The sequence below is a fragment of the Lysinibacillus sp. NPDC097195 genome (genome assembly GCF_044762075.1).
Lineage (GTDB): Bacteria > Bacillota > Bacilli > Bacillales_A > Planococcaceae > Lysinibacillus.
The window spans coordinates 2166249-2178308 of sequence record NZ_JBIWDP010000001.1; the positions used below are offsets into that span (position 1 = coordinate 2166249).

At 36.3% G+C, this 12060-nt stretch carries 10 protein-coding genes; all 10 read right to left on the bottom strand.

Translation table 11 applies throughout. The annotated features are described in order from the left end of the window. Positions 1-409 precede the first annotated feature (409 nt). Entirely contained in the window at positions 410-676 is a 267-nt protein-coding gene (locus ACIQXI_RS11285) for a stage V sporulation protein S (RefSeq protein WP_010858535.1), read from the bottom strand. Between the two features lie 234 nt (positions 677-910). Then, a complete protein-coding gene (locus ACIQXI_RS11290) occupies positions 911-1708 on the bottom strand; it encodes a TIGR00282 family metallophosphoesterase (RefSeq protein WP_402924639.1) in 798 nt (265 codons plus the stop codon). A gap of 269 nt (positions 1709-1977) precedes the next feature. After that, the gene (locus ACIQXI_RS11295; RefSeq protein ID WP_402924641.1) at positions 1978-3486 is read right to left on the bottom strand and encodes a lipopolysaccharide biosynthesis protein; all 1509 of its coding nucleotides are present in this window, start codon (positions 3484-3486) and stop codon (positions 1978-1980) included. Positions 3487-3676: 190 nt separating this feature from the next. Beyond that, positions 3677-5020 carry an O-antigen ligase family protein gene (locus ACIQXI_RS11300; protein ID WP_402924643.1) on the bottom strand — a complete coding sequence of 448 codons (1344 nt, stop codon included), beginning with the start codon at positions 5018-5020 and terminating at the stop codon, positions 3677-3679. Then, the gene (locus ACIQXI_RS11305; protein ID WP_402924645.1) at positions 5020-6198 is read right to left on the bottom strand and encodes a glycosyltransferase; all 1179 of its coding nucleotides are present in this window, start codon (positions 6196-6198) and stop codon (positions 5020-5022) included. Before ACIQXI_RS11305 ends, ACIQXI_RS11300 begins: the two co-directional genes overlap by 1 nt. Before the next feature lie 52 nt (positions 6199-6250). Further along, complete coding sequence (locus tag ACIQXI_RS11310; protein ID WP_402924647.1) at positions 6251-7369, bottom strand: glycosyltransferase; 1119 nt, start codon at positions 7367-7369, stop codon at positions 6251-6253. Positions 7370-7441: 72 nt separating this feature from the next. Continuing rightward, positions 7442-8221, bottom strand: coding sequence for a tyrosine-protein phosphatase (locus tag ACIQXI_RS11315; RefSeq protein WP_402924649.1), 780 nt, complete (start codon positions 8219-8221; stop codon positions 7442-7444). Positions 8222-8250: 29 nt separating this feature from the next. Beyond that, complete coding sequence (locus ACIQXI_RS11320; protein WP_402925750.1) at positions 8251-8916, bottom strand: CpsD/CapB family tyrosine-protein kinase; 666 nt, start codon at positions 8914-8916, stop codon at positions 8251-8253. A 78-nt stretch (positions 8917-8994) separates the two neighbouring features. After that, entirely contained in the window at positions 8995-9678 is a 684-nt protein-coding gene (locus tag ACIQXI_RS11325) for a YveK family protein (protein ID WP_402924651.1), read from the bottom strand. Positions 9679-10046: 368 nt separating this feature from the next. After that, positions 10047-11606 (bottom strand): ribonuclease Y, encoded by a 1560-nt coding sequence (gene rny, locus ACIQXI_RS11330; protein ID WP_402924653.1) that lies wholly within the window; start codon positions 11604-11606, stop codon positions 10047-10049. Between the last annotated feature and the right edge of the window lie 454 nt (positions 11607-12060).

Sequence of the window (12060 nt, forward strand, 5' to 3'; positions counted from 1 at the left end):
TCAATGAAATAGGCGAAATTCAGACCTTTGACCGAAAATATTGTTCAAAAAGTTGTAATTTTCAAATCACTTAAATATAAATGATTAACTCGCTGATTTCCAGTGCATAGTCTAGCATTTATTATTGGTTTTTAGCAAGATTGATCATCTTCCGCGTAAAAATTCAGAATTGTTTCGGTGCCTGGCACTTTCTGTGAGCACAACATAAGCCGCAACCATCGCTAACGTGCGATTAGTTGCGGCTTATGTTGTGTCTATCTTGAGCAGAACCCATACGTAAATTTCACTTTGTTTTCACATAAATGTTTTAATATTCAGAATTGTTTCGGTGCCTGGCACTCAAAAAGTGCACTCATAATAGCACTTAATAATCGGTGGGGTTGCCCCCACCGATTAAAGTTCTCCTTTATTATCGAACACGTTTTTCTACTAGCAGCTTTAAGGCTGTACGTTCTTCACCAGCAATTAAAATATCGGCAAACGCCGGAGCGCAAATTAAATCTGTGCCACTTGGCGCTACAAATCCGCGTGCAATGGCCACTGCTTTTACGGCTTGGTTAAGTGCACCTGCCCCAACTGCCTGCATTTCTGCTTGCCCTTTTTCTCTGATTACCGCGACTAATGCACCTGCAACTGAATTTGGATTAGAGCGTGACGATACTTTTAATGAATCCACAATTATTCCTCCCCGTTTCGCGAATAGTGTTTACGCTCAACAACTCATGTCCCCCTTTATTTTGGACCTCAAGTTATTGTCGATAGGTCATTTTATGCTCAGCAAAATGAAAATAGACTATTTTCATTTCTTATATATTAGAAATCCCTAAAATTCATGCACTTTTCTTCGTTCCAACAACTAGTAGCTACAAAAAAACTACTGTACATACGATTTGTACAGTAGTTTTTCCATTTACCCTTGAAACGGATAATCTTCATTAATATATATTCTTTCACAACGGAGTGCTTTCCCTGTCTTATCATCAATATCAACAAAAAAGCCACTTAACACATCACGACCCTTTTTCGGTACTTCAAAACGTGATGGCATATTCGTTTGGAACTTATAAATGACACTTTCCTTTGTCATACCTAAAATTTCATCATATGGGCCAGTCATGCCGACGTCTGTAATATAGGCAGTACCATTAGGATAAATGCGTGCATCCGCTGTTTGCACATGCGTATGTGTTCCAACAACTGCAGATGCCTTACCATCTAAGTGCCAACCAAGCGCTATTTTTTCACTTGTCGCTTCTGCATGGAAATCCACAAAGACAAGTGGTGAAGTTTTATGGGCTTCTTCAATTAATTGCTCTGCCATTGCAAATGGATCTTCATGCGGCGGCAAAAATACACGACCGTGTAAATTAATCACTGATAATGTAACGCCATTTTTCGAAATTTGCACCATACCCTTACCAGGCGCCTCAGGTGAAAAATTCGCTGGTCGAATTAAATAATCCGCATCATCAATAAAATCAAAAATATCTTTGTTATCCCAAGTGTGGTTACCCATTGTAATAACATCTACACCCATTTGTAACAAATCATTATAAATATTACGTGTAATGCCGCGACCTGCCGCTGCATTTTCACCATTGGCAATCACTACATCTGCACCATACTTCTTTTTTAATCGTGGTAAATATTTTTCTACCGCATCTCGTCCAATTGAACCGACGATATCTCCAATAAATAGTACTTTCATTTTTCAAAACCACTCTTTCTTTCAATAACACTCATTAGAGTTTACCATTTTATCTTCAACTACCGCAAAAATAAAGAGAAAAATCATCTCTGGATAATGTTGCTTATTTTTTGCCATAGATAAAGAATTGTTTGTTTACTCGCTCGAATATGATAATTCGTGTATATATGTTCGCTTGCACTTACTCTACAAATCCATTCATCTACATATTTCAAAAAACGGCTACAAATCGTCGTAAAAAGCTTTCTTTCACAACCAAAAGAAAACTTTTAGTGAGGAGAAATTACCCGCTTTAAGTGTAGCAAAATATTACGCGTTGTGATTGGTTGGCATATACAATTTCCAAGAAAAATAACGGTAATCGTCCATATAGAGATGCACATCGCTGCAACAATCCATGCTCCGACACTTGCAATATGTAGCTCGATGAAGAATAAGAACGGCGAGGCTGCAACGAAAGCCAAACTACCATTGAAAACAAGTTTTTTTAGTGTAACAAATACTGAAATTTTTAAAATTACTTTGGATGTATAAAGCATTAAATCGCATGTACGATAAACATGTGAACATAATGACCCTATTAAAATTCCTTCTACTCCTATAAATTGAACTAATACAAAAGAGACACAAAAGCTTAAGGCCGCTTCAATGACAGCGCGCATCTTTGTCTCTTTAAAATGTCCCGCCGAATTGACTAATGTCGTGGCAGGAATGCGAAGGGCATTAGCAATGCCACAAATAACAAAAAGTGTCGCTAGCTCCGGTCTTATATAGTTTGCATCGACAATGCCAGCCGTATAGACTGTCATAAAAGGCAAAATTAAAATTGCTGTACAAGTATAACAAAATGCCACGACCGCAAAAAAAACGTATTCAAAATAATGAAAATGTTTTTGTAATGCCTCTCGCTCTTCTTTTACAAGTATATCTCCAAAGGCTGCTAACATCGCTCCTGAAAAAGCGGAAATAAACAATGTAATACCATTAGATACCATATTGTACACCGTAAATACACTAACCTCTGTAAGACCAAGAAAAATGGAAATTAATATAATCGGTGTGTTAAAGACAACTAACGAAGCAATTTGATGGATGAAAGCATCCCACTTCTTACTAATTGCTGGTGTATTAGGTTTTACACTACTATTGAAATACGGATATTTTTTTTGGACATATACTTTTAAAAAAAGGATATCTAGTAATAATAAAATGCTAGAACTACCAACAACCACGACAATGGAAAAACCAAGCGTGAGGAAAGTATAGGAAAGTATTGTACTAGCAATCAATAAAGCTGTTTGAATACGGTAAACAATATAGCTTTTTTGATCTGCTGTTAGAAGCACTAAATATCTTCCGATTAAAAAATATTCCCAAACACCACTGAGACCGAGCACAATCACCAAATTGAATGCAATAAGTGGGCTTATTTCTTTATTGACGAGCAATGGGTAGCCAATTGCTAAAAGGGCCACTAAAAACACAAATATTATACCCGAACGTCTGTAAAAATAATGAGTTGCAGATAGAATGCCGTTTATCTGTTCTTTATCGTTCATCGCTAAAGGTTTATACAGTGCTGCGATAGATGCACTGCCCGCCCCCGCTTCTACAATTCTTAAGTAACTTAAAAAATACTTAATCGATGTCACAAGTCCATTCGTAGCGGAGCCGTATGTCGTTATAAATAATCGAGGCATAATAAAATTAATGATTACCGTAACAATTTGCAACGTCACATTGGAAAATAAATTTAAAATGATTTTCTTAGTTCGCATTATTCACGTCTACTTCGTTTCACGTCAATCCATGCTTCGCATATTACAATGTCTACCACCCCGTGTCTGGCTTTATTTTTCATCATTTTTGCCCCATTTCACACATATCGCAGAATAAAATAATTTGCTAGCCTTTACATAACGTTCACTATTATAAATCGGTACAATCATGCTTAATAATAGCATTAGTTTACCTCCCAGCCATACTCTCTTGATTTTTCTGAAACGTTAACGCAAACATAATTAGCATAATATGAAAAGGGAAAAAATCCATGATGAAAGAATCTAAAACAATGTTGGCAATTAACATAATATAAAGAGGAATTGCGTTGATCGAAAATAGTTGAAAAGTTGTTTCTCTACTAATACCAATATTTTGTCGGAGTACTTGATTAAGGCTGGAGATGTATAGGAGTACTAGAACAATTCCAATTATCCCTAGATAATATAGCGTTGATAAGTACATTGTATGTGCCATTTTTTCATGGGAAAAGCTTGTTCCAAAACCAGCCCCCATTATAAATATTTTTGTACTTTGAAAAATTTCCGCTGCAAACATATTCCACCTACTTAATCGCCCCGTCGTAATTGCATCTGTTGACGTCCCTGCTCCAAAAAAACGAAACTTGTATATTTCGAAAAGCTTCTCATAAAAGAAAAGTAGCATAACACCACAAATCATTATGATAAATGAAGCAAATTTGACTGCTGTTTTCACATTGTTTTTAACAAACATGAAGAACGTTAATAAAATAAAAGCAGTAAATGTGATGATAAACATTTTGGAATAAGTAAATATCCCAAATATCGCTAATACTATAATAAATACAATGGGCTTAATATTCTTTTTGCTATCGTAATAACAAAGGACTAGTAAACAAGTGATTGCAATAAGAATTTGCAAACTGAAATAATTCGGATCTAAATCTAAACCTGTAAATCTTGTGTTTAAAGCACTTGTTGTCTTTACTGTATTGACTATTGTCATGGACTGAATAAAGCTGTCAATCTCTTGTACAGAAAAGCTTATCCAACGAACAATTGCAGCACTTAATAAACCTGTTGCATAGATATACGTATATCTTTTAAAATAAGTGTTTGAATCGATGAACAGCACGGCAAAAAAGAGCACACTATAATTTAAGACAAAACCCAACACTTCGATTAAATTGCCTCCATTAAACAGCGTTGCCCCAATGGCAAAACACCCAAATAACATATAGGCGAAGACTAGCCGAGTTGATATACTTTTGTTTAGCATAATAAGGGTCATTATACTTACCACAATATACACAAAACTAAGCACGACAAACAGCGAATAACTTGTTAAATCGAACTTGATGACATATACCCATGAAATAAAAAATAGCAAATATTCCACGCGATGTGGTTGTTTATCTAACAGCATCGCAGTCATTATTAATAGCATAAAAACTATAAGAAATAGATTACTTCCTGTGTACATTTTTAAGACAACAAATAGACTGGAAACAATACAAATCAACATACTGACATGTATGTTTTTTAATGTCATTAGCGATCAAACTCCATTACTAATTGCTCCTGTGCTTTTTGATTTGTATAACGGTTTTCTTCAATATATTTTTTCATCTTCTGAAGATTCCCCTCATCGCTAATTACACTGGCAATAGCTATGGCAATCTCCTCTACATCCCCATATGTTATCAATCCATTTAAACCGTCTCGAAGTTGTTCTGCTGCTGCTGCAAAATTTGTTGTAATAACAGGCGTTTCTAATATTAAAGCCTCTCCCACTACCATCGGATAGCCTTCATATGCTGAAGTTAATATAAGGACATCACTTTGTTTAATAAACGGATATGGATTATGACATTCGCCAACAAACTCTATTACATCTGCCACACCTAATTGTAGTGCTAATTTTTGATTATGATGTAGGTCTGGTCCATCGCCTATAATTCGCCAATAGAATCGCTGGCTAGAGCGCTCTTTCAACAGTTTACAAATATACGGAATGAGGTCGAACCTTTTCGTCGCATTATCCATTCTTCCAACTGATAATAAATCTATTGGACCTTTGTCAAATGGCGTAAACTGTGTTGCCATCTCCTTTATTTCTGCTATAGGAAAAAAATTGTAGATAACTTGTACTTTCAGTTGATATTGAGGAAGAAATTGCTGTAATTTTTGCTTACAGGCTTCTGAAACACAAATTAATCTATCAAAATTTTGATAGGTTTTCACACAACTTTTATAACTGAAGTTTGCTCGTAGTGGATCGGTATGTATCCAGGCAAACTTTTTATCCGCCTTGACAAATTTATCTACAAATAAATTCGTTCCTTGATTAAAATAACTATTCGGTGCGTCATTAAAATAAGAAATGGCAATATGATACTGTTTATAATGGCGATGCCTCTTAAAAAGCAGTGCATAAAAATGGTTAGAGCCAATTAATCTTACAATGACCATACATACTATTCGAAGAATGATATGCCAGAAGTTTTTGCTCTGTTTCACTTTATAAAATGGCGTGGCAATGAGCTGCAACAATAAGCCTCCAACATATACATGTACATTCGGAGGGATGTCTTTTAGGAGTTCACCTTTGCCGAATGTAAACACATCGATCTCAAACTGCTCTTCAACACTCATTTCCTTTAGCGTATTAATTAAAGCCTTTTGAATACCACCCATCTGAAAATTTTGCGCAACAAATAAAATTTTCATAGCGTTGAAAATCCCCCTAGCAGTCTTTGAAGTTAAGCTATGACTTTAATTTTTATAAATTGTTATATAAGGTAATAATGCGCTTCTCCATCTCACGCCAACTATATTGTTCCTCGTATAATAGCTTCATTTTGCGTGCTATTTCAGGCCATTCTTTTTTACGCTCAATGAGCTTCTCAATAGCTTTTTGGAGACTCTCTTGATTAAAATCGATTAGCTCACCTATATTATTTTCTGCCACTACTTCAGACATTCCCGTGTTTTTCACCATAATTAATGGTTTGCCAAGCATAAGCGCCTCATAAAATTTATTTGGTGCTGCGTAATAATGATTGGATACTTCCGGATCATAAATGGCGGTCATAATGTCACAACTTTTTTCTAATGCTAGCGTTTTTTCATAGGGGATTTTTCCGTAAAATACAATGTTGTCAAATTGGTGTGCTATCTGTGCTAATTCGTCGGCAAGCTTCCCGAATCCACCAATATGTAATTCATATTTTGGATTATTTTTTACGATATCTACTAGTTCGCTAATGAGTCTTTTATTTGCCAGAATACCAATATAGGCAATTTTTACTCTTTCTTGATTTAAATTTAAATGATCATTTAAATGCACATGGAGCGGAGTATTGTAAATCACTTCTACTTTTTTTGGACTTGCTTTAGCAATTTGACCTCTTCGCTTTTCAGTACAAATAATGACTGCATCCACGCTATTTAAAAGTGCAATATCTATTTGTTCAACTATTTTCCCAATAATGACTGGTCCATGAAAGGGTGCAGTGACCGAATCGAACATATCATAAATGATTTTTTTCCGAAGGATTTTCCCACAAATCGTACCTACAAGTGCTGTATCGAAATCACAAGCATGGATAATATCATACGCATTTTTATTTTGAAATAGCCATCGGAATAGCTTTAATTGAAATCGTATAAGCGGGAAAAAATTCTTTTTAAATCCTCCACCGAAAGTAGCAGGGATGCCAAATCTTGTGATTTTAATGGCATGAGAGCGTTTTAAAAACTGCACTCTTGCTTTATATTTATTATCTCTGTCCCAAGCTAAAATTTGGACATGCCAATTATGTTCCATAAGGCTGTCCACTTCTTTTTCAACTCTTGGATCTGGAGAAATTGGATTGCTTCGCATAAAAACAACTCTCATCCCACACTGTCCCCCTATATGTTTAATTCCATCATTTTTATGGCGCTTCGCTTCTACGGTCATCTTGCTTCGTCATTTCTTCATCGACCCAAATAACTTCCAACTTTTTTTGCTGAAATTATTTTCGGGTTCATAAACTATAAAAGGTTGATTGTTGATAATTCGCGCATTATTTTCTAAAAAAATATCTACTGCATCCAATTGTTTTTGTTTCTCCAAAAATTGAAGTCCTTTCTCAAATAAAAATGGACGTGACTTGATGTTATGCACATCGGACCCATATGTATGGACAAGGTTTGACCGAACTAATTTTAAGGAAAACTGTTGAATGGACTTACCAAACTTACCGGCTAAACTCCCTGCAGTGATTTGTGCAAGTGCCCCCTCCCGTATAAGTTGCTCCAATATACTCGGATTTTTTGCAATAGCAGCATTTAGTTCTGGATGTGCAATAATAGGTGTTATACCTGCTGTCAATAAGTTGTAAATGATGGTGCTTATATATGGTGGGATAAAACTTGAAGGAAGCTCTACTAACATATAATTCGATTGCGCTAATGTATGTAGCTGTCCTTTTTCATGCAGTTCAACTATATTACCTGCCAATCTCACCTCATGTCCTGGGTAAAGTGTTAATGGCAATTTACGCCTGTTAATTTCCTGTTGTAATTGAGCAATTTGTTCACTTACTATATGGCACTGGACATGGTAACGAGGGTGCAGTGCATGTGATGTAGAAATAAGTGCTGTAATACCTTCTACTACAGCTTGTTCAAATAATCGAAAAGTCTCCTCCATTGTTTCAGGACCATCATCGACATTCACTAAAATATGGCTGTGTATGTCTATCAATACGATTCACTTCCCTATTTATGCACATTTTACTTATGATAATATTGATCATAATATTCACCGACTGGTATTTTATAATTGTTTAAAACTACACCTAATATATTAGCCTTTGATGCCTCTAAACTACTTTTCGCTTTTAATACACTCGCATTTTCCACCGCACCGCTATTGACGATTAACAATGTCCCATTACATTTATTAGATAAAATTTGCGCATCCGTTACAGATAACAGTGGTGGCGCATCAAAAATAATCATGTCAAAATCATTAATAAGTTGCCTGATTACACTATCCATAGCTTTGGAGGATAGTAATTCAGCCGGATTAGGCGGAATCGGTCCACTCGTCAAAACAAATAGATTGGGAATGTCTGTACTATTTAACACATCTGACAGGTCATATTGTTTAGTTAATAAATTGGACAGACCCCTCAAATTTTGTAATTGAAACGTATAATGCATTGTCGGTTTACGTAAATCGGCATCGACAATACATATTTTTTTCCCTTCTTGTGCAAATACAACGCCCAAATTAGCCACATTCGTAGATTTCCCTTCTCCTGGCGTGGCTGAAGTCACTAAGATTGTTTTAATTTCTTGATCTGGCATCGCGAAAGTAATATTTGTTCGTATTGTACGAAATTGCTCTGAGACAAAAGAATGGCTGTTACTAACCGTTACAAGCTTTCTCCCCATTTTTTTCAGCTTTTTTTTATTCGCTCTCTTTTCTTGATACACCGCTTCGCCCTCCTTATGTTGTGGGATACTATAATTTTAGGTAGCATCGTTAATTTTGCTGATGATGCCAATAATCGGCAACCCAATCTTTTCTTCAACATCTTGCTCTGTTTTAACTTTTGTGTCGAAGCATTCTACCAATAAGGCAATGGCGGCACTTACTATAAATCCAATTATTGTTGCTGCCGCAATATAGAAAGTTTTATTTGGAGCAACAGGCTCTGGCTTGTCGTCTAATTTTGCAACTGACAAAATATTAATGTTGTCGATCGTCATTAACACTTGAATCTCTTCTTGAAATACCTCCGCTACCGTATTGGCAATATTAACTGCCATGGCAGGCTTTTGATCACGCACTGCAATATTGACAACTTGAGAATTACTAGCGTTCGATACGGTTATTTTTTCCTTTAATTTTTCAGGTGTGCTCGTTAAATTGAGTTGACTAATAACATTCGATAAGATTGCAGGGCTTTGTATGATGACATTATACGTATTAATCAACCGCAGATCGGTTTCCATTTGCTGAACACCTAAGGGAGATTGAGCGGTGTTTTTTTGATTTATTAAAAGCTGTGTTTCTGCCTCATAGGTAGGCTTAATAATAAAGAAACTTAGAAACGCTGTGATTAATGCTAGGAAGAGTGCAAAACTCATAATATAAAGCAATTGCTTTCGTACTATTTTCAATGCATCATACAATGTGATTGTTTCTCGCAACAACCTTCCCCCTCGACATAACATATGCTGGCTAGTCTATATCCCGTTGTTTTCACTAGGTTTTTTTTCAAAAAGTTTTATGGCCTATTATATTATCGCTAACAGCCTTTTATTCATATTGGAGTAAGAGGATACTCATGCCATAACCAGCTACGTTGAACGGATGATTGACTAGGGTGAACGACAAAAAGTGTTAGATTGACTGCCATCAATCTAACACTTTTATCTACGGCTGCATTGCTTACATTTTGTAAAGAAGTTCCCCCCCGCTCTTATCTCTTTAAGAGGGAATTAGTTTATATTGCTATCATCCATTAATATAAAAAAGGACCCCCCTTGACTAAAGTCAAGAGGAGCCTTCTCATGTATTATTTAGCATACTCCACTGCACGTGTTTCACGGATAACGGTTACTTTAATATGCCCTGGATAATCTAGTTCTTCTTCAATACGCTTACGAATATCACGTGCAAGTCGATGTGATGCTAAGTCATCAATTTTTTCGGGTTGAACGATAATTCGGATTTCACGACCTGCTTGGATCGCATATGATTTTTCTACGCCATCATAGCTTTCAGAAATCTCTTCTAATTTTTCAAGTCTGCGAATATAGTTTTCCAGAGTCTCACTTCGAGCACCTGGGCGAGCTGCTGATAAAGCGTCTGCCGCAGCTACTAATACCGCAATAACAGATGTTGCTTCAGTATCACCGTGGTGAGAAGCAATACTGTTAATTACAACAGGATGTTCTTTATATTTCGTAGCTAATTCCACGCCAATTTCAACATGGCTTCCTTCAACTTCGTGGTCGATTGCTTTCCCTATATCATGCAATAAACCTGCACGACGAGCTAATGCTACATCTTCACCAAGCTCAGCAGCTAGTAAGCCTGCTAAATGCGCAACCTCCACTGAATGTTTTAGAACGTTTTGACCGTAGCTTGTACGATACTTCATGCGACCTAAAATTTTCATTAAATCTGGATGTAGATTGTGGATACCGATTTCAAATGTCGTTTGTTCCCCTGTTTCACGAATTTGTTCATCAACCTCACGGCGAGATTTTTCAACCATTTCTTCGATGCGAGCAGGGTGAATACGCCCATCCTGTACCAGCTTTTCAAGTGCAAGTCGAGCCGTTTCCCGACGAATTGGATCAAATCCAGATAAAATTACCGCTTCTGGTGTATCATCAATGATCAAATCGATACCTGTTAACGTTTCAAGCGTACGGATATTTCGACCTTCCCTACCAATAATACGACCTTTCATTTCATCATTTGGCAAGTTTACAACGGAGACTGTCGTTTCTGCTACATGGTCTGCAGCAAAGCGTTGTAACGCCAGTGATAAAATTTCACGTGCTTTTTTATCAGATTCTTCTTTCACACGCATTTCAGATTCCTTCGTCATGACAGCAATATCAGTTGCTAGCTCTTTCTCTACTTCACTTAAGATAATAGCTTTGGCTTCATCTCTTGTTAAAGCAGAAATGCGCTCTAGTTCTGTTTTTTGCGTTACAACGAGCTCGTCCACTTTGCTCTCCATCTGTTCAATATGCTGTTGTCTTTCAGCTAGAGCCTGTTCCTTACGCTCCAAGCCGGCTTCTCTCTTATTTAGAGCATCATCCTTGCGATCAAGATTTTCTTCTCTTTGCAATAAACGGTTCTCTTGTTTTTGAAGTTCTAAACGACGGTCACGAATGTCATTTTCTGCTTCAGTTCGAAATTTGTGAGTTTCATCTTTGGCTTCAAGTAGTGCTTCTTTCTTTAATGCCTCCGCTTCTCGTTTTCCTTCTTCAACGATTGTTTCAGCGACATGTTTAGCACCAGTGATTTTTGAGTCATTCACTTTTTTCATGTAGATATAGCTAACAGCGGCACCAACGATGAGTCCAAGCAAAGCGGAGATGATAGTAATTCCATCCATATGAACACCTCCTCTTGCTATTTGGGTAATACAGTTTCAGTCGGCGCATACAAAAAATGTACTGCCTATTTTAAAGTCATAATTCAGAAATTATACATATTTAATTGTATAGCTAGCCTCAGGCTCTGTCAAGGATAGACGGGCATCTGTTCGCCTATCGACAAGAAAAAAAGTAAGTCATATCCATATGATGTATTTATTAACTACTACTTTTGAGCTAGAAAAAAGACCTTCTAAGTTTAAAATTCTGTTAATTCAGTACAAAGGATATAATACAATTATTACCACAATTACCGGCATCTTAACACCATTTTTTGTACTTTCTTTGACAGAATAAATATTTGTCCTATTTATAACCATCCTAACAATACTACTTTGAAATTTAAAGTTATCATATTCACTATACTTTAGCAGACTATCAATACAAAACATTCTATGACACTAACAATGAAGA

Excerpts from the sequence above, each read along its gene's own strand:
- ACIQXI_RS11290 (WP_402924639.1), bottom strand. The coding sequence starts at position 1,708 with ATGAAAGTACTATTTATTGGAGATATCGTCGGTTCAATTGGACGAGAT.
- ACIQXI_RS11295 (WP_402924641.1), bottom strand. The coding sequence starts at position 3,486 with ATGCGAACTAAGAAAATCATTTTAAATTTATTTTCCAATGTGACGTTG.
- ACIQXI_RS11300 (WP_402924643.1), bottom strand. The coding sequence starts at position 5,020 with ATGACATTAAAAAACATACATGTCAGTATGTTGATTTGTATTGTTTCC.
- ACIQXI_RS11305 (WP_402924645.1), bottom strand. The coding sequence starts at position 6,198 with ATGAAAATTTTATTTGTTGCGCAAAATTTTCAGATGGGTGGTATTCAA.
- ACIQXI_RS11310 (WP_402924647.1), bottom strand. The coding sequence starts at position 7,369 with ATGAGAGTTGTTTTTATGCGAAGCAATCCAATTTCTCCAGATCCAAGA.
- ACIQXI_RS11320 (WP_402925750.1), bottom strand. The coding sequence starts at position 8,916 with ATGGGGAGAAAGCTTGTAACGGTTAGTAACAGCCATTCTTTTGTCTCA.
- rny (WP_402924653.1), bottom strand. The coding sequence starts at position 11,606 with ATGGATGGAATTACTATCATCTCCGCTTTGCTTGGACTCATCGTTGGT.